Origin of the sequence: Variovorax sp. PAMC28562 (assembly GCF_014303735.1) — a bacterium.
Taxonomy (GTDB): Bacteria; Pseudomonadota; Gammaproteobacteria; order Burkholderiales; family Burkholderiaceae_C; genus Variovorax.
The window spans coordinates 3,130,916-3,155,237 of record NZ_CP060296.1 but is presented as its reverse complement, the minus strand read 5'-3'; the positions used below and the strand labels follow the sequence as shown (position 1 = coordinate 3,155,237).

At 64.9% G+C, this 24,322-nt stretch carries 25 protein-coding genes and 1 pseudogene; 24 read left to right on the top strand and 2 right to left on the bottom strand.

What is annotated here, in order from left to right; all coding sequences use genetic code 11:
- Window positions 1-23: 23 nt before the first annotated feature.
- Window positions 24-326, top strand: coding sequence for a HigA family addiction module antitoxin (locus tag H7F36_RS14860; protein WP_187051553.1), 303 nt, complete (start codon window positions 24-26; stop codon window positions 324-326).
- Window positions 327-428: 102 nt separating this feature from the next.
- On the opposite strand, the gene H7F36_RS14855 is transcribed toward H7F36_RS14860, so the two are convergent.
- Window positions 429-1,118 (bottom strand): hypothetical protein, encoded by a 690-nt coding sequence (locus H7F36_RS14855; protein ID WP_187051552.1) that lies wholly within the window; start codon window positions 1,116-1,118, stop codon window positions 429-431.
- A gap of 122 nt (window positions 1,119-1,240) precedes the next feature.
- Between H7F36_RS14855 and H7F36_RS22260 the strand changes: the two genes are divergently transcribed.
- Together H7F36_RS22260 and H7F36_RS22050 are read left to right on the top strand one after the other, a co-directional pair.
- A complete protein-coding gene (locus H7F36_RS22260; RefSeq protein WP_187051551.1) occupies window positions 1,241-1,402 on the top strand; it encodes a hypothetical protein in 162 nt (53 codons plus the stop codon).
- A pseudogene (locus tag H7F36_RS22050) lies at window positions 1,363-1,611 on the top strand (SRPBCC domain-containing protein); the annotation flags it as partial. The gene H7F36_RS22260 and the pseudogene H7F36_RS22050, both read left to right, overlap by 40 nt.
- On the opposite strand, the gene H7F36_RS14840 reads toward H7F36_RS22050, so the two are convergent.
- Window positions 1,608-2,534 (bottom strand): LysR family transcriptional regulator, encoded by a 927-nt coding sequence (locus H7F36_RS14840; RefSeq protein ID WP_187051549.1) that lies wholly within the window; start codon window positions 2,532-2,534, stop codon window positions 1,608-1,610. The pseudogene H7F36_RS22050 and the gene H7F36_RS14840 overlap by 4 nt on opposite strands.
- Window positions 2,535-2,810: 276 nt before the next feature.
- Here H7F36_RS14840 and H7F36_RS14835 point away from each other — a divergent pair, with 276 nt between their 5' ends.
- From H7F36_RS14835 to H7F36_RS14735, 21 genes are all read left to right on the top strand, one after another.
- Window positions 2,811-3,557, top strand: coding sequence for a 5-oxoprolinase subunit PxpA (locus H7F36_RS14835; RefSeq protein ID WP_261802663.1), 747 nt, complete (start codon window positions 2,811-2,813; stop codon window positions 3,555-3,557).
- Between the two features lie 50 nt (window positions 3,558-3,607).
- Window positions 3,608-3,856, top strand: a complete 249-nt coding sequence (locus tag H7F36_RS14830) for an acetyl-CoA carboxylase (protein ID WP_187051547.1) — start codon at window positions 3,608-3,610, stop codon at window positions 3,854-3,856.
- A 12-nt stretch (window positions 3,857-3,868) separates the two neighbouring features.
- Window positions 3,869-5,314: an acetyl-CoA carboxylase biotin carboxylase subunit gene (locus tag H7F36_RS14825; protein ID WP_187051546.1), complete on the top strand. Its 1,446-nt coding sequence runs from the start codon at window positions 3,869-3,871 to the stop codon at window positions 5,312-5,314.
- Window positions 5,315-5,319: 5 nt separating this feature from the next.
- Window positions 5,320-6,219 (top strand): 5-oxoprolinase subunit B family protein, encoded by a 900-nt coding sequence (locus H7F36_RS14820; RefSeq protein WP_187054990.1) that lies wholly within the window; start codon window positions 5,320-5,322, stop codon window positions 6,217-6,219.
- Window positions 6,209-7,195 carry a biotin-dependent carboxyltransferase family protein gene (locus tag H7F36_RS14815; protein WP_187051545.1) on the top strand — a complete coding sequence of 329 codons (987 nt, stop codon included), beginning with the start codon at window positions 6,209-6,211 and terminating at the stop codon, window positions 7,193-7,195. Before H7F36_RS14820 ends, H7F36_RS14815 begins: the two co-directional genes overlap by 11 nt.
- 47 nt (window positions 7,196-7,242) lie before the next feature.
- Window positions 7,243-8,328, top strand: coding sequence for a TMAO reductase system periplasmic protein TorT (gene torT / locus H7F36_RS14810; RefSeq protein WP_187051544.1), 1,086 nt, complete (start codon window positions 7,243-7,245; stop codon window positions 8,326-8,328).
- Between the two features lie 31 nt (window positions 8,329-8,359).
- Window positions 8,360-9,871 (top strand): sugar ABC transporter ATP-binding protein, encoded by a 1,512-nt coding sequence (locus H7F36_RS14805; protein WP_187051543.1) that lies wholly within the window; start codon window positions 8,360-8,362, stop codon window positions 9,869-9,871.
- Entirely contained in the window at window positions 9,868-10,914 is a 1,047-nt protein-coding gene (locus H7F36_RS14800) for an ABC transporter permease (RefSeq protein WP_187051542.1), read from the top strand. The genes H7F36_RS14805 and H7F36_RS14800 overlap by 4 nt, the downstream gene beginning before the upstream one ends.
- 245 nt (window positions 10,915-11,159) lie before the next feature.
- A complete protein-coding gene (locus H7F36_RS14795) occupies window positions 11,160-12,107 on the top strand; it encodes an AraC family transcriptional regulator (RefSeq protein WP_187051541.1) in 948 nt (315 codons plus the stop codon).
- A 203-nt stretch (window positions 12,108-12,310) separates the two neighbouring features.
- On the top strand, window positions 12,311-12,616 hold the full coding sequence (locus tag H7F36_RS14790) for a Flp family type IVb pilin (protein WP_187051540.1): 306 nt from the start codon (window positions 12,311-12,313) through the stop codon (window positions 12,614-12,616).
- Between the two features lie 30 nt (window positions 12,617-12,646).
- The gene (locus H7F36_RS14785) at window positions 12,647-14,560 is read left to right on the top strand and encodes a Tad domain-containing protein (protein ID WP_261802303.1); all 1,914 of its coding nucleotides are present in this window, start codon (window positions 12,647-12,649) and stop codon (window positions 14,558-14,560) included.
- A complete protein-coding gene (locus H7F36_RS14780) occupies window positions 14,560-15,534 on the top strand; it encodes a hypothetical protein (protein ID WP_187051539.1) in 975 nt (324 codons plus the stop codon). Before H7F36_RS14785 ends, H7F36_RS14780 begins: the two co-directional genes overlap by 1 nt.
- Window positions 15,531-16,280, top strand: coding sequence for a hypothetical protein (locus tag H7F36_RS14775; RefSeq protein ID WP_187051538.1), 750 nt, complete (start codon window positions 15,531-15,533; stop codon window positions 16,278-16,280). Before H7F36_RS14780 ends, H7F36_RS14775 begins: the two co-directional genes overlap by 4 nt.
- 10 nt (window positions 16,281-16,290) lie before the next feature.
- Window positions 16,291-16,467 carry a hypothetical protein gene (locus H7F36_RS14770; RefSeq protein WP_187051537.1) on the top strand — a complete coding sequence of 59 codons (177 nt, stop codon included), beginning with the start codon at window positions 16,291-16,293 and terminating at the stop codon, window positions 16,465-16,467.
- A 40-nt stretch (window positions 16,468-16,507) separates the two neighbouring features.
- Window positions 16,508-17,518, top strand: a complete 1,011-nt coding sequence (cpaB, locus tag H7F36_RS14765; RefSeq protein ID WP_187051536.1) for a Flp pilus assembly protein CpaB — start codon at window positions 16,508-16,510, stop codon at window positions 17,516-17,518.
- Window positions 17,519-17,802: 284 nt separating this feature from the next.
- The gene (locus tag H7F36_RS14760; RefSeq protein WP_261802302.1) at window positions 17,803-19,305 is read left to right on the top strand and encodes a type II and III secretion system protein family protein; all 1,503 of its coding nucleotides are present in this window, start codon (window positions 17,803-17,805) and stop codon (window positions 19,303-19,305) included.
- An 11-nt stretch (window positions 19,306-19,316) separates the two neighbouring features.
- Complete coding sequence (locus H7F36_RS14755) at window positions 19,317-20,957, top strand: ATPase, T2SS/T4P/T4SS family (protein ID WP_187051535.1); 1,641 nt, start codon at window positions 19,317-19,319, stop codon at window positions 20,955-20,957.
- Window positions 20,954-21,817 (top strand): type II secretion system F family protein, encoded by an 864-nt coding sequence (locus H7F36_RS14750; protein ID WP_187051534.1) that lies wholly within the window; start codon window positions 20,954-20,956, stop codon window positions 21,815-21,817. Before H7F36_RS14755 ends, H7F36_RS14750 begins: the two co-directional genes overlap by 4 nt.
- A 14-nt stretch (window positions 21,818-21,831) precedes the next feature.
- On the top strand, window positions 21,832-22,725 hold the full coding sequence (locus tag H7F36_RS14745) for a type II secretion system F family protein (protein ID WP_187051533.1): 894 nt from the start codon (window positions 21,832-21,834) through the stop codon (window positions 22,723-22,725).
- Window positions 22,726-22,729: 4 nt separating this feature from the next.
- A complete protein-coding gene (locus H7F36_RS14740) occupies window positions 22,730-23,095 on the top strand; it encodes a DUF192 domain-containing protein (protein ID WP_187051532.1) in 366 nt (121 codons plus the stop codon).
- The gene (locus H7F36_RS14735) at window positions 23,092-24,279 is read left to right on the top strand and encodes a TadE/TadG family type IV pilus assembly protein (RefSeq protein WP_187051531.1); all 1,188 of its coding nucleotides are present in this window, start codon (window positions 23,092-23,094) and stop codon (window positions 24,277-24,279) included. Before H7F36_RS14740 ends, H7F36_RS14735 begins: the two co-directional genes overlap by 4 nt.
- The last annotated feature ends 43 nt before the right edge of the window (window positions 24,280-24,322 follow it).

Here is a 24,322-nt window from a genome sequence, read left to right as displayed (position 1 = left end):
TTGCTACAGCAATGGAGTGCGTTATGACCGACAAACTGATTCCTCTTCCAACGCCCGGTGACATCCTGAAAGCCGAGTTCCTGGACCCTATGGGCATCACGCCTTACCGGCTGGCCAAGGCCATCCACGTGCCGCAAACGCGCATCGCTGCGATCGTGAAGGACGGACGCGAAATTACTGCCGATACGGCGCTTCGCCTTTCGGCGTTCTTCGGCATGTCCGATGCATTCTTTGTGAACCTGCAAGCCAACTACAACGCCATGCAGGCACGAGCGAAGCTGGCCGCCGAGCTTGCAACGATCGAGCGCTTTGTTCTGGCAGCTTGAGCACCGACTGAACTTTGCTGCTCAAGCTGCCGCGCAGTCCTCACCAATCAATCAACGGCCAACTTCAAAGCCGCCCTCGCCCCTGCCTGCACTGAAGTCGGATCAGTTCGTCGCAAAGCAGTACATAAGCCCCGCGCTTCCGCTCGCTTTGAGCTGGTCGACGCTGCAGCCCCGTGTGCCGTGCGAGGAGTTCCATGAAGCGTTGGCGACCGGATCGGGGTTGGTGCCCTTGTGGTCGTGGTGACCCACGATGGCCGAGCCGCCGTCACTCCTGGTCCAGTTGCCGCATGTGGTGTCCTTGCCGGGATCGGGCACGGCCAAAGTGCCGTCGGGACGCGAGCCGGTAAGGATGTCGTGGTGGTTGACCGGATCGCCGAAGCCGGAGACGACCTCGCCCTTCTCGGTCAATGAGGTGTCCTTGCCGACCTTGGCGTTGGCGCTGTGCAGGTCGGCCACGCTGGTGGCGACGACGACACCCTTGGCGTTGGTCCACGGACCGGCGCCGATCCGGTCGCGCGCGTTAACAGCGGGCTGCCCATTCATGGCGGCGGTGCTCAGGTAGGCGTGCCAGGTCTTGTTGCCCGCTCCGGCGCTCGCAGCCAGCGACTGGCAGAAGCGGTCGGCTCCGGCAAGGCCGCCGACATCGCCGCCTTTGCCCGGGTTGGCGCTGGTGATGAAGAAGCTCATCGGGTTGCCGCTCGACGAGCCCATGGCCCCGCAACCAACGATCAGGGCGGCGGCTGAAATGGCGGCGCCGACAGTGGCGACGGCAAGAACGAAACGACGGGGCATCGGATAACTCCTGGGCTTTATTGGAGCCGGCAGGCTACCGCACCATCGTGTCAGCGGCAATCCAGAATTGCCACCATCATTCGACACCGTCATCAAGGAACTTCAACGAAAGGAGAAACGCAATGGTCGCAAGAAAAGAGAGTGAGCCCGGCCCCACAACGAACCAGAACCGCACGACCTCGGAGCGCAAGTCCGATCGCGAGCTGGTCATCACGCGAAGCTTCGACGCGCCGGCACGGCTGCCGCGACGCCCATGGCGTTCTACGGCAAGTACCTCGAAGTGATCCCGAATGCTCGCCTCGTCTGGACCAACGAAGAGAGTGCCGACGGCGCCGTCACGACGGTGACCTTCGAGGAGAAAAACGGAAAGATATTGCTCGTGATGAGCGAGCTCTACCCGTCGAAGCAAGCGCTCGACACGGCGATGGAGGGAATGGACGAGGCCATGCCAGAGACATTCGCGCAGCTGGACGAATTCCTCAGGAACTCTTAAAGCCGCCCTCGCCCTGCCCGCACCGAAGTCGGGTCCTGAAACAGCTGCCTGAAGTAGTCCCTGAAAGCCGTCATCGTGGGAGTGAACTCGGTCCCCTGCTTCCACCCCAGCCCGATGTTCATCGTCGGCACGGGGTCGCGCAGGTTGATGGTCTCGATGCGCTTGCCTTCGAGCGACCAGGGCCGATACACCATGTCCGACAGGATGGTCACGCCCAGGCCGTTGGCGACGGTGCTGCGGACGGCCTCGACCGAACTCGTGCGCATGCGCACGGCCGGCTGGTGCGGCGTCTTGCTCCAGTACTTGAGCGTGGTGGCGGCAGCCTCGTCGACGGTGAGCATGATGTACGGCTCGGCGACCAGATCAGCGAGCGCGACCTCGGCCTTGTCGAGCAGCGGGTGCTTGGCCGGCACCCATAGCCGGCGTTGCGATCCGAAGAAGGTTTCCAGCGACAGCTCGCTCAGCACGACGTTCGACGTGAGCAGCACGCCCATGTCGTAGCGCTGTGTGATGAGGCCTTCTTCGATGGCTTCGCGCGCGACCTCGTGCACCTTGACGTTGACCTGTGGATGCAGCTGCGCAAAGCGCTGCAGGTGGTGCGGCAAGAAATAGCCCAACACCGTGTAGCTGGCCGCGACCGTGAGCGAACCTTCGACCTGTGCGCCGTCGTGCGGCATGCGCTCGGCTTCGTCTGCTGCAGCCAGCACAGCATAGGCGTGACCCAGAAAACGCCGGCCTGCTTTCGTGAGTTCGACGCCATGCGGATGGCGCTCGAAGAGCTGCTGGCCGACCAGTTCTTCCAGCTCGCGGATCGCAGTGGTCACGGCCGACTGCGAGATGTTGAGTTGAAGCGCCGCATGGGAGATGCGGCCGACCTCGGCAACGGCCGAAAAATACCTGAGCTGGCGAAGAGTGAGAGACATGCTTGACCTTGCAAGGGGGAGCCTGGGCAGCGAACAAGCGGCAACGGCCGCTCCGAGCGCGAAATTCAGATAGCCCGCAACCGCTCGTTTCCGAGCGTAGCCTCGAATACCTGCCGCACCCGCATCTGTTTTTTAGATATCGCACCGTTTGAAAACAATGCTTTCCGTTCCGATGTGCGCTGGCTAATCTCCGTTCCGCACTGCGCCCATCCGGCAGAGTGCTCACCGAACCGAAGGCGAACGCAAGTGAAAAAGCTCATCGATCTGAACTCCGACATGGGTGAAGGATTCGGCCCATGGACCATCGGTGACGGCGTCGACGAGCAGCTGATGCCGCTGGTGAGCTCGGCCAACATTGCCACCGGCTTCCATGCGGGCGACCCGAACATCATGCGCAAGATGGTGCTGCTGGCCCGGGACAATGGTGTCGGTATCGGTGCCCATCCGGGCTTTCGCGATCTGGTCGGGTTCGGGCGGCGCCACATCAACGCGCCGGCCGACGAGCTGGTCAACGACATGGTCTACCAGCTCGGGGCGCTGCGCGAGTTCGCGCGACTCGCGGGCATGAACTTGCAGCACATCAAGCCGCACGGCGCGCTCTACATGCATGCGGCGCGCGACGAGGCGCTGTCGGTCGCACTGGTCACGGCCCTGCAGATCATCGAACCCAAGCTGTATCTCTTTTGCATGGAGGCATCGGTCACCTATCGGGTGGCACGCGAACTCGGTCAGCCGGTGGTGCGCGAGTTCTATGCCGACCGCGAATACGACATGAGCGGCTCCATCGTTTTCACCCGCCGCGTCGGCGCGCTCGACCCCGACACGGTGGCCCGCAAGGTGGTCCGCGCCTGCGAGGAAGGCATGGTGCGTACGGTCGATGGTCAGGATCTTGCAATCGACTTCGATTCGGTCTGCATTCACAGCGACACGCCCGGCGCGCTCGCCTTGGTGCGCGCCACGCGAAGCTTGCTGGCCGAAAAAAATATCCGCGTTGCAGGCATTGCCGAGCTGGCTTTGACCTGAGCATCGAGCGCAGTTCCCAGCCGAGTTTCAGTTTCCCCCAGGAGTTACCGATGTCCGTTTCCCACGAAGTCCTGAGCCCGTTGCCAGGCACCTTCTATCGCCAGGCCGCACCCGATGCGCCGCCCTACAAAGCGGCGGGCGACGTGGTCGCGATCGGTGACGTGCTCGGCCTGGTCGAGGTGATGAAGCAGTTCAGTGAAGTCACGGCCGAGGTGGCCGGCACGCTGAAGAGTTACGCCATCGAAAACGGCGACCCGGTCGATCCGGGTCAGGTGGTGGCGATCATCGAAGCGGACTGAGCGAAGCTCGACATGAACGCCGCTTCTGTCCAACCCGCCTTCGACAAACTGCTGATCGCCAACCGTGGCGAGATCGCGGTTCGCATCATTCGCGCCGCGAAGGAGCTGGGCCTCAAGACAGTCGCTGTCTATAGCGATGCCGACGCGACCAGCCTCCATGTGCAGATGGCCGACGAGGCGGTTCGCATTGGCCCGGCCCACGCCATCAAGAGCTACCTCGACGTCGATGCCGTGATGCAGGCGGCGGCCGACAGCGGTGCCGGCGCGGTGCATCCGGGCTATGGTTTTCTATCCGAGAACGGCGACTTCGCCGAGCGCGTGGAAACCGCCGGCCTGGTGTTCGTCGGCCCCACGCCGCACGCCATCCGCACCATGGGCAACAAGGCCGCAGCACGCGCCGCTGCGATGAAAGCCGGCGTGCCGACCGTCCCCGGCAGCGTCGGCGTGGTGACCGATGCCGACGCCGCCATCGCGCTGGCCGAAGACATCGGCTACCCGATCATGATCAAGGCGTCGGCTGGCGGCGGTGGTCGCGGCATCCGAGTCGCAAAAGACGCAGAAGAACTGCGGCAACAGTTCACCACCGCCACAGCCGAAGCACAGGCCGCTTTCGGCAACGGCGAGGTGTACCTGGAGCGTTTCGTTCGCCAGGCGCGCCACATCGAGGTGCAGATCCTCGGCGATGGCCAGCGCGTGGTGCACTGCTTCGAGCGCGAATGCTCGCTGCAGCGCCGCCGTCAAAAGGTCTGGGAAGAAGCGCCCTCGGCGGCCATCAGCGAAGCCACGCGCACTGCGCTATGCGAGTCGGCCTTGCGGCTTGCCAATGCGGTGTCTTACCGCGGCGCCGGCACGCTCGAATATCTGTACGACGACGACACCCGCGAGTTCTTCTTCATCGAGATGAACACGCGCATCCAGGTCGAACACCCGGTCACCGAGATGATCACGGGCATCGATCTGGTGAAAGAGATGCTGCGCATCGCGCTCGGCCAGCCGTTGCGGTTGAAGCAGGAGGACATACGCCTCACGGGTGCCGCCATCGAGGTGCGCATCAATGCGGAGAACGCGGCCAAGAACTTCATGCCGAGCCCTGGCGTGGTGTCGAAGCTGGTCGTGCCGGGCGGCCCCGGCGTGCGCTTCGACAGCATGCTGTACGAAGGGTACAAGGTGCCGGCCTACTACGACTCGCTACTGGGCAAGCTGATCGTGCACGACACCGACCGCGCCAGTGCGCTGGCCCGCATGCGGCGCGCGCTCGGTGAACTCAAGGTCGAAGGCATCCACACGACCATTCCGCTCCACCGCGCGCTGTGCGATGACGCGGCCGTGGCCGAGGCCGCGTTCCACACCGGCTTTCTCGAAACATGGCTGACGGCGAACCCGTTGGAACCCGCCGTGCCACCTGCCACCACACCCGTCACCCTGACCGTCACCCTGCCCACGAAGGAAAACGCATGAGCGACATGAAGGACTTCACTGCTGTCCCGGCCAAAGCCCGCTACACCTTCGGTGGCGACGAACACCTCTTCGTCGAGATCAGCGAGGAGATGTCGCTGGCCGCGTTCTTCAAGGGTATGGCGATCTGCACCGAATTGCAGCGCCGCGCCCTGCCCGGCGTGACCGAGATCTGCCCCGCCAATGCGGCGCTGCTGGTGCGCTTCGACCCCGACGTGATCGCGCCCGATGCGTTGCTGGCAACCCTGCAATCCATCGAGGCCGATCTGGGCGATGGCGCCTTGCAACTTCAGACCCGCATCATCGAAATCCCGGTGCTCTACAACGACCCGTGGACACACGAAACCTTGATGCGTTTCAGGGAGCGGCACCAGGACCCAACCAGTACCGACATCGAGTACGCAGCCCGCATCAACGGCCACGGCTCGGTCGACGAATTCATCACGGCCCATTCGGATGCACCCTGGTTCGTGTCGATGGTCGGCTTCGTGGCGGGCCTGCCTTTTCTGTTCCAGATGGTCGAGCGCGAAAAGCAGATCGAGGTACCCAAGTACCTGAGCCCGCGCACCGACACGCCCAAGCTCACCCTGGGCCACGGCGGCTGCTTCAGTTGCATCTACTCGGTACGCGGCGCAGGCGGCTACCAGATGTTCGGCGTCACGCCGGCACCGATCTTCGACCCGGCCCAGCGGCTGTCGTACTTCAAGGACCTGATGGTGTTCTTTCAGCCGGGTGACATCGTCAAGTGGAAGCCGATTGACCGCGTCGAATACGACCGACAGATCGCCGAGGTCGAAGCCGGTACCTATGCGCTGCGCATCGTGCCGGTGTCCTTCTCGCTCAAGGAATTTCTCGTCGACCCGAACGGCTACAACACACAACTGCTGAAGGTGCTCCATGGCGATTGACGTGCTCAAGCCGGGTCTCGCGACCAGCGTGCAAGACGCCGGCCGCCCCGGCTACTACAACCTCGGCATTCCGCTGTCGGGTGCGCTCGACCAGCAAAGCTTGCTGCTCGCCAACCTGCTGGTCGGCAACGACGCGGGCGCAGCCGTCATCGAGTGCACGCTGCTCGGCCCGGAGCTGCAGTTCGATGCGCCGGCGACGGTGGCCGTGACCGGTGCAGAAGCCAAGGTGAAAGTCAACGGAATCGAAGTGCCGCGGAATGAAAGATTCTCTGTGCAGGCCGGTGACAAGCTGAGCTTCGACTTCATGAAGCTCGGTGCGCGCATGTGCATCGCGGTGGCCGGTGGCATCGATGTGCCGGTGGTGCTCGGAAGCCGTTCGACATACGGACTCGGCGCCTTCGGCGGCTTCAACGGCCGCAAGCTCATGGCGGGCGACAAGCTGCCGGTCGGCGCGATCTCGTCCACCGCATCCGCCGCACAAGCCGGCAGGCGTGCGCCAGCCGAACTCGTGCCGGTGCTCGGCAAAGAGGTCGAGCTGCGCGTGCTGCCGGGCTTGTACTTCCATCAGCTGCAGGAGGTGTCGATGCAGAGTTTCTTCGCCGACACCTGGACCGTGGGCTCGGAGGCCGACCGCATCGGCTACCGCTACAAGAACGGCACGCCGCTGAAGTTCGTCGAACGCACGCCGCCGTTCGGTGCCGGTGCCGACCCTTCGAACATCGTCGATGCCGGCTACCCGTACGGCTCGATCCAGGTGCCGGGCGGTCGCGAACCGATCATCCTGCACCGCGATGCCGTCTCCGGTGGCGGCTACGCGATGGTCGGCACGGTCATCAGCGCCGACATGGACCTGATCGCGCAGATGCAGCCCAACCACAAGGCCCGCTTCGTCGAAGTCGACATGGCCGGCGCACTGGCTGCCCGCGCCGAAAAGCGGCAAAGACTTGCCCACTTGCGTGCCGCTCTCACCGCTTGAACCACTTTTTTCCCAGCGTTTCTTTTCATCCATCCAAGGCATCCACCATGAACCGTTCATCCCTGCGCGTCTCGCTGCTCGTCAGCTCCCTCATGGCCACCGCCACCATGTGGCACGGCACCGCTTCGGCGGCAGACTGGTTTCCCTACAAAGCCGAGTCCACCGAGCCGGCCTTCGCGGCCGACGGCAAGAAGTCGCCTATCGACTACAAGCCGCTCGCCAAGGCCTCGAAGAAGTGGGACATCTGCGTGTCGTTCCCGCACATGAAAGATGCGTACTGGCTGGGTGTCGACTACGGCGTCATCGAAGAAGCCAAGCGCCAGGGCGTGAAGCTGCAGGTGGCAGACGCCGGCGGCTACACCAACCTGAGCAAGCAGGTCTCGCAGATCGAAGACTGCGTTTCACGCGGCGCTAACGCAGTGATCATCGGCGCGATCTCCGGCGATGGGCTGAACAACGTCATCAAGGCGACCGCGGCCAAGAAGGTGCCGGTGATCGACCTGGTCAACGGCATCAACTCGCCGGACATCTCGGCCAAGTCGCTCGTTTCGTTCTACACGATGGGCCAGAGCACCGGCGAATACCTCGCCAAGAAGCACCCGGCCGGCTCGCCCTCGGTCAAGGTCGGCTGGTTCCCCGGCCCTGCCGGCGCCAGCTGGGTCGAAGCCGCGAACAAGGGCTTCATGGACGCAGTCAAGGGCAGCGCCGTGGTGGTGCTCGACCCCAAGTACGGCGACACCGGCAAGGAAGTCCAGTCGAAGCTGGTCGAAGACGCGCTGCAGGCCAACCCCGACCTCTCTTACGTGGCCGGCACCGCGGTCACCGCCGAAGCGGCCACCGGCGTACTGCGTTCGCGCAACCTCGACAAGAAGGTGAAGGTGCTCTCGTTCTACATGACGCCAGGCGTCTACGAAGGCATCCAGAAGGGCCGCATCGTCGCCTCGCCGGCCGACTCGATGGTCATCCAGGGCCGCATCGCGGTCGACCAGGCAGTGCGCCTTCTCGAAGGCAAGGAAGTGACCAAGCATGTCGGCCCGAAGATCTTCGTGGTGGACAGCGCGAACATCAAGACGGTGAAGCTCGACGACATCCTGCCGCCTGCCAGCTTCAAGCCGGTGTTCGAAGTCAAGTGAGCCCGGCTCTGCTGGCTTCGTGACCCGCGCGATGAGTGCCGCCGTCCCGCTGCTGCAGACGGTGGCGCTCAGCAAGCGCTACCCCGGCGTGCTCGCGCTCGACGATGTCGACTTCGAGCTGCGCGCAGGCGAAGTGCATGTGCTCTTCGGTGAAAACGGAGCCGGCAAGTCGACGCTGATCTCATTGCTCGCCGGCGCCAACACGCCGACGGGTGGTGAGATCCGCCTGCACGGCGAGTTCGTCAAATTCTCGAACGTGCACGACGCGCGGCGGCTCGGCATCAGTGCGGTGTTCCAGGAGTTCTCGCTCATCCCGACTCTCTCCGTTGCACAGAACCTGAGCCTGGGCGACGAGCCGCGCAAGGGCGGCCTGCTCGACCGCAACGCCGTGCGCGAGCGTGCGAAAACCATGCTGGCCGACCTCGGTTTCGAGATCGACCCCACCGCGCCGGTGTCAGGCCTCACGCGCGCACAGCAGCAGATGGTCGAGATCGCCAAGGGCCTGCGCGGCGATGTCTCCGTGCTCATCCTCGACGAGCCGACCGCCTCGCTCACCGACAAGGAAACGCAGCGCCTCTTCGAGCTCGTCGCGCGGCTCAAGGCCCGCGGCGTGGGCATCGTCTATATCTCGCATCGCATTCAGGAGATCGCGCAGATCGCCGACCGCATCACGGTGCTGCGCGACGGCCGGAAGATCACGACCGTCGATGCCGCCGCGACCAACGCCGACCAGCTCATCGAACTGATGAGTGGCCGTGCCATCGAGCAGATCTATCCGCACATCGCCAACCGGCCCGGCGATGTGGTGCTGAAAGTCGAAGGCCTGAGCTCGCCCAACGGCGTGCGCAATGCGAGCCTCGTGGTGCGGCGCGGCGAAGTGGTCGGGCTGGCCGGCCTCGTGGGCTGTGGCAAGTCGGAACTGTTCCGCGCCATCTACGGGCTCGATGCAGTGAGCGAAGGCAAGGTCACCTTCAAAGGCCAGGAACGTACCGGCGCCACCGTGCGCAAGTTGCTCGATGAAGGCCTCTTCTATCTGCCCCCCGACCGCAAGGCCGAAGGCCTGGTGCTCGGCTTTACCTCGCACGCCAACATCACGCTGCCGCTGGTGAGCGGACCGCTGCGCGGGCACGGTGGCTGGCTGCGCAAGCGGCTCGCGCGCAAGCTCTCGTCCGATGCCGCAGCGCGAGTCGAGCTGGCGCCGCGCAACCTCGACCGGCCGGTCGCGCTGCTTTCGGGCGGCAACCAGCAGAAGGTGCTCTTCGGCAAGGGCATGACGCGAGAGGCTGCCCTGTACGTCTTCGACGAGCCGACGGTCGGTGTCGATGTCGGCACGCGCAGCGCGCTCTACAAGGTGATCCAGAGCCTGTGCGAAGGCGGTGCGGCCGTGGTCGTGATCTCGTCGGACTTGCCCGAGGTGCTGCACCTGAGTCACCGCGTCTATGTAATGTGCCGCGGCGAGATCGCTGGCGAGCTGCAGGGCGAAGCGATCAATGAGTCGCGTGTGCTCAATCTGTTTTTCGGCTCCAACGAAAGCAAGTCATGAATCCGAGTCCTGCCGTCGCGGCGGCAACCCCACGTGCCTCCGGCGTTTCGCACCGCGTTCTTGGAATGTTGCGCAGCATGTTCCTGCGGCTGGGTGTGTTGCCCTTCATGCTTGCGATCGCCTTCGTCGTGTTCAGTACGCTGTCGGACCAGTTCCTCACCGTCCAGAACCTGGTCAATCTGCTGCGCCAGTCGGTCTATCTCATCCTCGTGTCGCTCGGCCAGATGCTGGCGCTCGTCACCGGTGGTTTCGATCTGTCGGTCGGCACCGTCATGGCGATCACCTCCGTGGTGTCGGCGATGGCGATGCAAAGCCTGGGCGTGGCGTTGCCCGACGCAACCTGGGTCGTCGTCATCGTCGGCTGCCTGTGCGGCATGCTCGCCGGCCTCACGGTCGGATTGGTCAACGGCATCGGCATCGCCTTCATCGGCGTATCGCCTTTTATCGTGACGCTCGGCGTGCAGTCGATCGGCTTCGGCATCGCGCTGTTCTTGACGGGTGGCGTGCCGGTGTCGGGCTTGCCAAGCGAGTTCAGCGACCTGTTCGGCTTCGGCACGCTGCTCGGCATCCCGATACCGATTCTGGTGACGGCCGTGTGCGTTGCCGGCATCGGCATCCTCATGGGCCGCACGCCGACCGGCACGCACCTGCTGGCGGTTGGTGGCAATGCCAAGGCGGCGGCGCTCTCGGGCATCGACACGCGTCGTGTCTTGCTCGTCGCCTATCTGCTGTGCGCCGGCCTCGCTGCGGTCAGCGGACTGCTGCTCACGGCCCGCGTCGAAACCGGTGAAGCCAATCTGGGCGGCACGGTGGCGCTCGAGTCGATCGCGGCCTGCGTGATCGCCGGCGTCAGCCTGCGTGGCGGCATCGGCCGCGTGCCCAACGTGGTGATGGGCGCGATCTTCATCGGCCTGGTGCAGAACGGCATGAACCTGGCCAGCGTCGGCTCGTACCTGCAGATGGTGGTGCTCGGCGCATTGCTGATCGTCGCGGTCGTTGCCGATCAGCTCCGCCATCGCATGGTGATGCCGGGCGGGCACTGACAAGAGAGGCGCGCGCGGCGCGCGCGAGTTAACACGCATTGCGCCTTTCGCGCAACCGGCGGCTCCCGGCCTGCGACCAGCGCGGTCGTGTACCTTCCTGTCATGAGAGAGGTCTAGGCTGCACCTGTCTAGGCAACCTGACCCGTTCGCACATATGGCACGCCAACTGCGGCATAGCGCATGGTGCGCTGCACGCGACACGCTTAAGGTGTGACCACTGCATCGAACAGGGCGGCTACGCACACATGCTATTTCCTCATCGGCGACCCGCCCGAAAGCGCCTTCCTGAAATCGAACTGGAATCCTCCAGGCTGCTCGAGTTGGGCTACGAAGCACCGAACGCCGCGGGCCTGGTGCGATGCATCGAACACGGCTTTCCGACGCCTTTGGCGCGATGGCATTCTCACGACGTTTTCGAGCTGCACCTGATCGTCGCGACATCCGGCAAAGCATTCGTGGGCGACTGGATCGGCACCTTCGAGCCGGGTCATCTGGTGCTGTGCGGCTCCGGGTTGCCACACAATTGGATTTCGCTCGACGCACCTGCTGCCGGCGTGGCACGACGCGACCTGGCGATCCAGTTTTCACCGGACACGATCTTGATGGGGGCCGAGACCTTTCCTGAACTGCACGAGACGGCACGCATGCTCAAGCGTGCCTGCCACGGCATCGAGTTCTTCGGCATGGCTGAAGCTGCGGAGCAAAGCTGGCTCGCCATCAAGGCGACGCATGGCCTCAAGCGATTTCGACTCTTTTGCGACCTTCTCATCGAGCTGTCGGGGTGCACCGACTACCGCCTGCTGTCGAGCGCCAACTCGGACGACGCCAGCGACTGCGATCTGCAAGCGATCCAGGGACTGGTTGCCCGCATCGCCACCGACCCGGCGGCACCGCTGACCGTGGCCATCGTGGCAGCCGAACTCGGCATGAATACGGGCCGCTTCGGCAGGCTCTTCAAGCGCTCCACGGGCACCAGTTTTCCGGGCTATGTGAACCAGATGCGGGTCACGCACGCCTGCCAACTGCTGATGCAGACCAATCGATACGTGACGTCGATCTGCTATGCCGCGGGCTTCAACAACGTCGCGAACTTCAACCGCCAGTTTCTTGCCCTCAAAGGCGTGACACCGAGCGAATTCCGTCGGCAGAGTCATCTCCGGTTCTCGGGCGCCCTGGCCGAAGACGGTTTGTAAACCCGAGCGCGGAGCCTCAGGCAACAATTCGTTAACACTGACTTACACCTGACGACGGTTTTGTATCGGGGTTGGCGAGAAACCTACAGAACGTCCCTGAAGCCCCTTCATAGACTCGATTCGCGTGCCCTGCAAACCATGGCCTGAACGCCATCGGAATCGCCTTGCAGGGTGTCTTCATCATGTCTTTCACAGGAGCTTCCATGAATACCCAACGTCTGAGCCAGGTTCGCCGCCACATCGTCTCGAAGATCAAGGTCAAGGGCCAGGGCATGACCGAGTACCTCGTGATCCTCGGGCTGATCGCCATCTCTGCGATCGCGGTGTTCAGCTTCTTCGGGCAGACGCTGCGCAACCAGGTGGCAGGCATGTCGCAGGAGGTCGGCGGCAAGACCGGCTCGGCCGAGGTGACCAAGGCGCAGACCGCCGCCGGCAAGGGCTCCACCAACGCCGATGTGAACTACAACATGAGCACCTACACCAAGGGCGCGGCGGACGGCGCCAAGTAACCAGGCGCCAAACATCCCGCGCTCGCGCCGATGACCCGCCCGAACATGCCGAAGCATCAGACGGGTCGGCATCGACATCCGGGTCGGCAGGCCGGCCAGGCCATCGTCTTCATCGTGGCGATGTTGCCGATCGTTTTCTTGAGCATCCTGGTGGTCTACAACACGGCCACTGCGACGCGCGAAAAAATGAAGCTGCAGAACACGGCCGACGCGACCACCTACAGCGCCAGCGTGCTCACCGCCCGCAGCCTCAACTACCTTGCGTACACCAACCGCGCGATGGCGGCCAACGAGGCCAGCATCGCGACGCTGGCCAGCGTGCAGACCTCGATGGGCGCTTTCATCACCAGCGCGGCCAACATCCAGGAAGGTCGTGTGATCGCCAAGGGCTTCGAGGGGTTGAAAAATCTTCAAACTGCTGCCCGCACGCCGCCACCCTTTGACCTGATCTTCATAGCCAGGTGGGTCGTCAACTTGGGTCAGGCACAGCGGCTGCAACGCACCGCCGATCGCATTGCAGGCTTCGTGGAGCCAGCGTCCAAGCCGCTGCAGATCGGCGTCGACGTGCTGCGCATCCTGAACCAGGGCATCTCCGCAAGCCAGGTCGCGATGCTCGCCAGCACGGCCGCGCAACTGCCGCAGGTCATCGTCGACGTGCTTCGCGCCAACGACCCGGACGCCACCGTGCCGCCGGGCGAGACTGCCATCCTCGCGACCAAGTTCGTCGCCGACCTCGGCCTGTACCTGAAGAGCTATCACCAGTCGGCGCGCGGGCCGTTCGACGAGGACGACTACAACGAGGTGCTGCGCTTCGCCCATGCCGCGCAAGCGACGCGCGACGACTGGACCAAGAAGCGCCGCTTTCTGCCCGACTGGGCGACGTGGATCGGCTCCGGCGTCGCGGGTTCGCTCAAAGGCATCGTCAGCAATTTCCCGGTGACGCCGCCCGGGTTCGCCAATCTGGCGGGCAGCGTCATCAGCGGGCTGGTCGACTGGAACGGCGGGACCGAACTGGTGGCCGACCGGGGCATTCTCGGTGGACGACCGGGCCGCATCCGGTGGCAGTCGGCCGACGCCATCGAGATACGCCTGCCGATCGGCTTGCTCTACACCGACCTCATCGGCGGCGCGAGCGACATCGCACGCGGTCGCTTCGGACTCGGCGCCGGCGCCGCCGCGGCGGGTGGTCCCAACGTGATGAAGAGTTGGGAAGGCCAACGCCTGACCCTCGATACCTTTGCGACCGAAGCGCGCGACTACGGCGGGCTGAACGACACCATCGGCGACAGCGCCTACATGGTCCGCGGCTCGTTCGAGCGCGCTGCGGGCAACCGCAACGGCGGCATCCTGCCCGGCGCCTGGCCAGTGCTTCAGTTCGATGCCAAGCTGCACTACGGCCCACGCACCAGCATCGGCACCAACCTCACGCAGGACTGGTCGATGCCACGCTTCATCGACGTCAAGGCGCACGAGCCGATGGTCGCCCACGAGTCGGACAACTGGTTGGGCGAGAACGGCTTCAAGGGCAAGAACCCTCTGAAGTGGGGCAAGAACACCGACAAGGGCCCGGCCCTCACCCTGGTCGTGCAAAAGGGCGCCGAGCGCATCCGCACCGGGGAGGTGGCCGGCTTCGGCGATGCAACCGAGGGTTCTCGTGCGGGGCTCAAGGACAACTTCGGGGGCGACTACATCAAGGCGGTGTCGACCTCGCAGGTGTACTTCAGGCGGCCGCAAGACCGTTGGGCCCGGCGCGACTTTTCTGCCGACGATCCACCGCAAATCGGAAAATTCAACGTGGGTTTTGCCGGCGGCTACATCGAGCACCGGAGCCTCTTCAGCCCGTACTGGCACGTGCACAACGTCGAGCCATCGTTGTGGGCACGGGCCATCGCCATGGGTGGCGCGGCGATCGGTGCCGCGGCCGAACCAGACAGCGGCGACTGATGAAGACCGCACCCGTGCCCCCACACCGCGCCGCACGCATGCAGGGGCATGCGATGACCGAAACCCTGCTCGTGATCAGCTTTGCCGCCATCGCGCTCGCAGCGATCCCGGCCATTGCCGAATACGGCACCAAGCGCCAGCAGACCGTGGCCGCCGCCAAGCTGCTGGCATGGCAACGCACGGTGTGGATGCCGGGCACCAACGCGATCGACGCGGCCGAGGCCAAGGGTGCGTCGGGTGCCATCAAGAAATCCGACGACGAGGTGACCCGCGACCTGCGCCGTCATATCTTCAGAGATCGCGCGACCGCGGGCGCCACCATTCATGCGGCGGACATCGCGGAGTTCGAGCCGACGCTGCCGGCCATCGATGCGCGCACCACGCGCGTGGTGGCCACCACGAGTGCGGCCACCCTGCCCTCGCTGCTCAACGCCAGCGACACGCTGTGGGACACCATCCGGGTGGCGCAGAACGCGCTGGGCAACAACATCATCACGCAGTCGCTCGGCAAATTTACTTTCGTGAGCGGCGGCTACCTGCGCAATCAGGTCGACGTGACGCAGACCAATGCGTCTTTCACGCTCATGCCGCAGATCGAGATGACCGAGCAGGTCACGATGCTGACCGAAGCGTGGAACGCCGGCGGCACCAACCGCGAAGAAAAGAAGATCCAGGGCCTGGTGCCGCTCAAGCTGACCGACAGCGTGTTCTATCAACAACTGCGCAGCGGACTGCATCAGTCCGCATACGCGATCAGCCAGGTCTATCCCGGCTTCAAGAATGCGAACCTCACCTTCGGCCTGACGCCGGGCGATGCGATCGAGAAGACGCCTCTCGACCGCTTCGAGCGCATCACACCGCAGGCGACCACCGAGACGGGCGGTGGTGCCGATGCCGATGGCGGCAGCCCCAAGGACAAGTTCCGCTACTACCGCGCGTTTCCGCCGACACCCGTGGTCAACACGCTGCCGTGAACGCCGCACCGCCGTTCGCTCTGCAGCACGCTTCGCAACGCATTCGCGTCGCCGCCTTCATCGGCGCCGTGGCGCTGTGGCTCGCAGCGACTGCGAGCTGGGCCGCTGCACCGCAACGCGACTGGCCGCTGGTGCCGCCACCGCCCGATGCCAGGAGCTACTGGATCGCGCAGTACATCGAGCAGAACACGGTGCCGATGCAGATTCGCGGCTTCGAAACCGATGCTTCGGTGGCCGAGGTCGTGCGCTGGTACGAGACGTGGTTCAAGGACAAGGTCGGCTACGCCGCGAGCCAGGTCGGCGAGGTGCGCGTGCTCGGGGCGCGGATGGGCATCTATCAGGTGACGGTTCAGTTGCGCGGTACGCCGGGCAAGACACTCGGCCGGCTGGCGAGCGCCGCGCTGTACGAAGAAGGCGGCCCGAGCGAGCAGGAGCGCACCGAGCGCATTGGCAAGGGCTTCCCGCGGCCGCCCGGCTCCCAGGTGGTGTCGGACACGCTCTCGTTCGATCCCGGACAACGCAACCGCACCATCATGCTGACCAACGGGATGAGCGTCGAGACCAATGGGCTGTATCTCCGCGAGCGCATGGTGCTGCTCGGTTGGGCGCTGCTGCAAGACCGCACCGTGGAGGCCGGCACGCGCTCGGCGCTGGTGTTCCGTCGTGGCACCGAGGAAATGGTCGTGACCATCGCGCGACAAGAAGGCAGCTGCTTCGTCGTCGCCAGCCAGACGACGCCCGAATGAAGCGATCTGAATGAGGCGACATCAACGCGGCCAGGTGATGACCGAGTACGTCATCGTCGCCGGCATCCTGGCCGTGGCGCTCTTCGCCACCGTACCGGGCTACGACCGCTCGGTCGTCGGTCTGCTGATCAAGGCTTTCCAGGATGCCTGGTCGACGTATTCGTACACCCTTTCCTATCCGCTCTAGCCGCCTGCAGACCTCCCCTACCGCCTCTACACAGACATCGATGAAACCTTCTCCCGGCCTCCTCAAAGTCAAGCAGAACCTTCGGCGGTTGTCTCCGCTCATCGGCGCACTGATCCTCGGGCTCCTGGCGGCCGGCCTCGGCTGGTACTACCTGCGCGCCAGCGAGCGCGAGATTGCCGCCAGCCTCGAACAGGACGCCAACAGCCAGCGACGCGACGTGGTGGTGGCGCGCCAGGCGCTCGGCGACGGCATGGTGGTGCTGCCGACCATGGTCGCCAAGCGATCGGTGCCGACCGAGTACGTGCACAACGACGCGCTCACGCCCGAGACCTTCGTGCAGTTCGCCGGACGCCAGTTGACGGTGCCGGTGGCTGCCGGCAAACCATTGCTCGCCTCGTTCTTCGCGGCGCCGCGCAAGGTCTTCGCCGAAGAGATCGAGCGCGGCGTGCGCGCGATCACCATTCCGGTGGACGAGATCAGCTCGATCTCCGGCATGCTGCGCGCCGGCGACCGCATCGATTTCATGTACGTGGTCGAAAAGCAGAAGGAAGGCACGCAGGCCGTGGTGGTGCCGCTGCTGCAGGACGTCGAGGTGCGCGCCACCGGCCAGATCACGTCGGAACAATTCGCTTCGATGCGCAAACGCTCCGAGGTGTCGGCCGAGGCCGATCCGTATGCGCAGCAGCGCTATTCCACGGTCACCGTGGCCATCGCGCCCGCCGATGCGCAGAAGCTGATCCTGGCGCAGCGCATGGGCAAGATCGTGGCCGCGCTGCGCAATCCCGAAGACCGCCAGACCATGCGAACCGGCGTCGATGCGATGGACCTCGATGCCATCGTCGACGGCTTTCGGCCGTACCGCATGCGTCCCTCCGCCGCCGTTCACGCAGCAGCGCCGCCGGGCGTGGAATACATCGTCGGCGGCTCGAACGGGCGCAGCGGCGCCGGTGGATCGGGGCTGGGCCAGGGGCTGCAACAAGCGATCGCAGCGGCTGCAGCAGCCAACGCGGCACCCGCGCCGTCAGAGCCTGCAGCCGCGCCGCCACGGTGAAGCCGCATCGACCCCGACTCCTTTCCGCCGTGCTGTCGAACATCGACCCCGGCGCTTCCGATTTCTTATCCATGACGCCCGAGAGCGCCCTGCCTTTGACCTACTGCAAACGTTCGATCGTCCGCCGAAGCAGCCTGGCTGCGACTGCCGCTGCAACCGCGACCTGGTGCCTGTTGGCGCAGGGTCCCGCGCTGGCCCAGCAACGCCCCGCTACCTTGCCACCGGGGACGGTCGCGCCGGCTGCGATGTCGTCCGGGTCCACGTGGTCGCCAGCATCGCCGCCGATGTCCGCGCCGATCGAACGCTCGCCTGGTATCCGGCCTCTTGCGCCTGTCGTTGCACCTGCAGCGGGCGCTGCCGCCCCCTCCACCGGCACGACCAACAGCCCGGCCACGAGCCCGACCATCAGCGCCGCCGAACTCGATCAACTCGCCAGCCGCGCCACGGTCATGCAGGACCTGCCGGCCAATCTCACCCTCTATGTCGGCCAGATGGCGCTGGTGCGCATGCCGAACGTGGCACGCGTCGCCATCGGCAGCGGCAAGGTGCTCGAAGCGCGTGTGCTCGATGGCAACAACATGCTCATCACCGCGCAGGACGCGGGTGACAGCACGCTGCATGTGTGGGACAAGGCGGGCCGCGTGCGCAAGGTAAAGGTGCGCGTCAACATCATCGACCTCGAGCGCATCGAGGCCGAGCTGCGCGAGATCACCAAGGGAATGACGGGCGTGAACATCCGCCGCATCGGCGAGCGCATCGTCATGGATGGCAGCAACCTCGACCCCGGCGCCGTCGAGCGGCTGGGCACCGTGGCGCAGCTCTACAGCCCGGCCGTGGTGTCGCTCGCGACGGCCGACCGCATTCGCCTCGACCGCATGGTCGACATCCAGGTGCGCATCGTCGAGTTCAACAAGACGGCGCTCGACGATCTGGGCGTGCGCTGGCAGGGCATGACCAACGGCGGCTTCAGCCTGGGCTTGTTCTCGGACATCGCGTCGAGCGGCTCCTATCGCGTGTTGCCGGCCGACACCACCTTCACCGATGCAACGCCCGCCGGCGCTGCGCTGCTCAGCCGCAACCAGCGCACGCCGCAAAGCTACTTCGGCGTGGCCGCGACCCTGGGCTCGCAAATCAACCTGCTGGTGCAGCGCGGCAACGCGTTCCTGCTGGCCACGCCCAACCTGTCGACCCGCAGTGGCGGCGAGGCCAAGTTCCTGGCCGGTGGCGAGTTTCCGCTGCCCGCCCTGAGCACGCAGGGTGCGGGCTCGGTCGAGTTCAAGCCCTACGGCGTGCGGCTGAACATCAAGCCCATTGCCGACGGTGCCGGCAACGTGTCGGGCAGCATCCTGACGGAGGTGAGCAGCATCGACCGCAGCGTCGCGGTGCAGGGCATACCGGGCCTGCTGATCCGCCGCACCGACACCGAGTTCAACGTGCGCGACGGGGAGACCATCGTGCTGTCCGGCCTGATCAAGCGCGAGTCGTCGCGCGCCAGCGACGGCCTGCCGGGCCTGCGCCGCGCACCGATCATCGGGCGCGCTTTTCGTGCCGACACCGACACCGACACCGAGCAGGAAGTGGTCGTGTTCATCACGCCGCGCGTGGTCGACCCCAACTACAGCGCGCCGCGCATCGAGCGTGCGAACCGCATCGAGGACCAGGTCAACCGCGGCTTCGGCAACCTGGTGGAAGACCAGTCGAAGCCCGCCACCGGCGACGGTGCCGCGCGCCGTGCAACACCGGATGGCGCACCGCCCCTCGCGCCCGGCCAGCAAGAGGCGCCCTGAGGCCCGCCACGATGCACAAGGTCCTGGTCAATTCACCCCAGCAGCCCGTGCGCGAGATCGCGCTGGACGTGCCCGAACTGCAGATCGGCAAGGACAGCGCAAGTGCCATCGTGCTGCCCGGCTGGAACGTGGCGCGCCAGCACGCGCAGTTCGTCGTGAACGATGAAGAAGTGTTCCTGCAGGACCTGGGGAGCCTGTTCGGAACCTGGGTCGACGGCAACCGCGTAACGCGCTACGGGCCGATGGCGGGCGGTGAAGAAATCATCATCGGCGGCCACACGCTGGTGGTCTTGCTCGACGCCTCTCTGCAGCCCGCCGGCGCGGAGCTGCCCAACGACTCGGACGCGCCAGTGCGCACCGCCGCGCCGCTGCTCGAAGATCCGTTGCTGCGCTGGCGTCGATCGCTGCATCGCACCTTGCTGCAGCAGCTGGAGAACCGCCGCATCGACACCGCGCAGATGAAGGACGAAGAGCTGCGCTCGAATATCCGCGCGCTCATCGCCGAGATCATTCGCGATACGCGCGACCTGCCACCCGAACTCGACCGCAACCTGCTGAGCCAGCAGCTGCTCGACGAAGCCATCGGCCTCGGCCCGCTCGAAGTGCTGCTGAAGGACGACACCATCACCGAGGTGATGGTCAACCGCTTCGACGAAATCTGGATCGAGCGTGCCGGTCGCCTGGAGCGCACCAACGTCGCCTTCACCAGCAACATCGCGGTGCTGGGCGCCATCGAACGCATCGTGACGCCGCTGGGCCGGCGCATCGACGAGAGCTCGCCGATGGTCGACGCGCGGTTGAAAGACGGCTCGCGGGTGAACGCCATCATTCCGCCGCTGGCCCTGCGCGGCCCGAGCATCACGATCCGCAAATTTCCCAAGAACCGGATGGGTCACGAGGGCATGATCCAGATGGGTTCGATCACGCCGCAGATGGTGCAGTTCATGCGCATCGCCGTGCAGGAAAAGCTCAACATCATCGTCTCGGGCGGCACCGGCACCGGCAAGACGACGCTCTTGAACATGGTGTCGAACTTCATCCCGCCCGACGAGCGCATCGTGACGATCGAAGACGCCGCCGAGCTTTCGCTGGGGCAGCCCAACCTGGTGTCGCTCGAATCGCGTCCGGCCAATATCGAAGGCAAGGGCGCCATCGCGATTCGCGACCTGGTGCGCAACTCGCTGCGCATGCGGCCCGACCGCATCGTGGTCGGCGAGTGCCGTGGCGGTGAGGCGCTCGACATGCTGCAAGCCATGAACACCGGTCACGACGGCTCGCTCACCACGCTGCATTCGAACTCGCCGCGCGATGCCGTCTCGCGGCTCGAAGTGCTGGTGACGATGGCCGGCATGAACATCCCGGTCTCGGCCATCCGCGAACAGATCGCCTCGGCTGTCGACCTCATCGTGCAGCTCACCCGCTTTCCGTGCGGCAGCCGCAAGGTGACGCAGATCACCGAGATCACCGGCTTTTCGGAAGGCGTGATCCAGATGCAGGACATCTACGTGTTCCGCAAGACCGGCGTCGATGCGGACTTCCGGACGGTCGGCAATTTTGGCGCTGCTGGGCCGGTGCCGGAGTTCTTCACGCGGCTGCAGGAACACGGCGTGAAGCTCGACATGAACTACATGTTCGGCGAGGCAACGGCATGAGCCCCAATACGATCGCATTGACGGGCGCCGTGCTGTGCGGCATGGGCTTTTTCTGCCTGGTGGGATACCTCGTGCTGCAGCGCTCGTCGGTCTTCAAGGCAAGGGTCATGCAGAAGCTGCAGAGCAGTGGTCGCCGCACCCTGAACCTGTCGGAGTTCCAGGCACAGCACGCGATGGCTTTCGCGTCGGGTCACATGGCGATGGTCATCGCCGGCGCTGCGGTCGGCTGGCTGCTGTCGGGTCGGCTGGTCGGCGGGCTGGTGCTGGCGGTGCTGATCTACCTTCTGCCGGCGCGCTGGTTCGCATGGCAACGCAAGAAGCGGCGCCAGCTGATCGAATCGGAGCTGCCCGATGCGCTGCTCTTCATCGCCAGCGCATTGCGCGCAGGCAGCGCCTTGTCGGTGGCCATTCAGGTGCTGGTGCGCGACCAGCAAGGACCGCTGGGGCAGGAGTTCGGGCTGGTGTTGAAGGAGCAACGGCTGGGTGTGAGCTTCGACGATGCGATCCAGAAAATGGCGCAGCGGCTCGACATCCAGGACTTCGTGCTGGTCGTGGTCGCGCTGCGCGTGTCCAAGGAAGTCGGAGGCAATCTGTCGGAGCCGCTGCAGGTGCTGGCAGAGACATTGCGCCGCAAGGCCATCCTCGAAGGCCGGATCAAGGCGCTGACCGCGCAGGGCCGCATCCAGGGCATCGTGATGACGCTGTTTCCGCTGTTCCTGATGGGTGTGCTCTACCTGATGCAGCCGAGCATGAAGCTGCTCTTCACCACCACCATCGGCTGGGCCGTGCTGGGCGTGGTCGCAGTGATGCTGTCGCTGGGCTACGCAATGATCCGCAAGATCGTCGCGATCGATATCTGACAGCAGGACACCCGATGCGCCAGCTCATCCTGCTTCTCATCATCTTCCTGTGCGCGACCACGGGCGTGGTGCTGCTGCTGTACGTCATCGCGCTCATCCGCAAGGCCCGGCCTTCGGAGCGCACCCACATGGACCCGCTGCCTATCGCGCTGCGCGTGGTGTGGCCGGCCATCAACATCCTGCAGTTCCACGTGTCGGAAATCATGCCGACGTCGATGCTGGTCAAGCGCAAGCGCCAGCTGCAACTGGCCGGGCTGGAGTTCGTGCTGCGCGCCGAAGAGTTCATCGCGGTGCAGATCGTCTCGATGCTGATCGTCGGCGGGCTCGGCCTGTGGACCGCGGGCATGCTCAACGCGGTGGCAGGCACCAAGGTGTGGATCATGCTGCTGGGCTGCGTACTGGGCTGGTTCTATCCGGTCATGTGGATGCGCGACCGGCGCAAGCGCCGCGACAAGGACATCCTGCGCACCCTCCCGGGCTACCTCGACATGATCACGCTGTGCTGCCAGGCCGGGCTGAGCCTCACCGGCGCCATTGCGCAGGCCGTGCAGAAAGGGCCGAAGGGTGCGTTGGGCGAAGAGTTCGACCGGATGATGCGCGAGATGCGCACCGGCGCGAGCCGCATGGACGCCCTCAACGCACTGGCCGACCGGCTCGACAACCGGCACATCAAGAGCCTGGTGTCGAATCTGACGCAGGCCGAATCGCTTGGCGCCAGCCTGGCCGACACGCTCTCGGCCATTTCTGACCAGCGCCGCACCGAGCGTTTTCAGCATGCCGAAAAGCTGGCCATGGAGGCGCCGGTGAAGATGATCGGGCCGCTGGTCATCTTCATTTTTCCGGTCACTTTCATCATCATCTTTTTTCCGCTGGTGATGGAGTTCCTTGCGTCGACGCGGACGAACTGAATCCATGCGTGCCGTTCACCTTTCAGCCACGTCGACGGCGCAGCCGATCGGCCCGGTGCGCATTGCCGAAAGCGGCTGGGACCGCACGCGCGGGTTGCTCGGCCGGCCTGAGTTGCAGGGCAGCGAGGGCCTCTTCATCACGCGCTGTAGTTCGGTCCACACGGTCGGCATGCGGCATGACATCGACGTCGTCTTCGTCGATCGCACCGGCCGCATCGTGCGCATCGCGGAGCGCCTCGCGCCGATGCGCATGGCGATGTGTCGGAAGGCTGCGAGCGTGCTCGAACTGGCGGCAGGCCAGGCGCGCGCACTCGGACTCTTCGTCGGTACGAGCTTGTACGGATGGCAAACCGAAAAGGAACCCGCATGACCGCGCGACCCGCCCACCGGCCCAGCGGCCGAAGCCGCCAGCACGGCATCTCGATGACCGAGACGCTGATCGCACTGCCCGTGCTCATCCTGTTCGTGATGTGCCTCGTGCAGTTCGGCCTCATCTACCGAACGCGGCTGACGCTGGAATACGCAGCGCACGAGGCCGCGCGGGCCGGCTCGCTCAACAACGGCATGCCACTGCCCTTCATCATGCGCATGCCCAATGCGAAGGGCTGGGGCGCGGTGAACAGCGCGGCACTGGAGACCACCACCAACGTACTGACGCGCGGCAGCGTCTGGCAAGGACTGGTCAAGGGAATGATGCCGCTCAATGTGCGCGAAGCCAGCCCCGGCGGGCTCGTCAAAGGCTGGGTCGACACCAACAAGGACCTGATCGAATCAGCTTGCATCGAGTACCTGAACCCGACGCAACATGCCTTTATCGACTGGTCGTTCGTCGAGAACTTCGGCGAGAACCGCTGGGTGGTGCAGATCCCGAACGACACGATGCGCTACCGAAAGCCCTTGCCCTACGACTTCAAGGCGAAGGCGCTGTCGACCGGCGCCGGCATCAACGACCCGACGCCGCCCGACGGCGAACTGCGTGGCGCTATTTCGAACGAGACGCTGGGCGAAGCGAGCGTGCTGCACTTGCGTGTGCACTACGGCTATCGACTGGGCATCCCGATCGCCAACCGCCTTATCGTGAAGGCGTTGCAGGGATATCAGTTCGTCGCCGAGGCCTACTTCAAGGTGCTGTCACCCGATGGCGCCACCGCGCCCGCGGGCGATTTCAGGCTCACGCAGCTGGACGCGTACTACCTTGCCCAAGGCAAGATTCCGCTGACGGCAGAAGGCGTCGTCGGCATGGAGTCGCCAATCTACTGGCATCCCTTCTATGCCTTCGGCCCAAAAAGCGATCGCAGCATCGATCTGCAATGGGATCCGCAGTGGAACAACAATCTGGGCAACAACGTGCTGGAAGCACCGGGTGACGCAATGACCAATGTGTTTGCGTTCGTGCGCAACAACAGCACCGAATGGGCGAACCAGCTGCTGGGCAGCGGCCTGGATGCACTGGGCGACAAGGTCGGTACGGCCAATGCGTTTTGTCCGGCCATCTGGAGTGGTGCGGTCACGGGTGCGCTTGCTGGCATACCCAACCCGGGTGGTGGGCCATGATTTCATCGCGCCGCGCTTCGCAAAATTTGCGCCGTATTGCGTG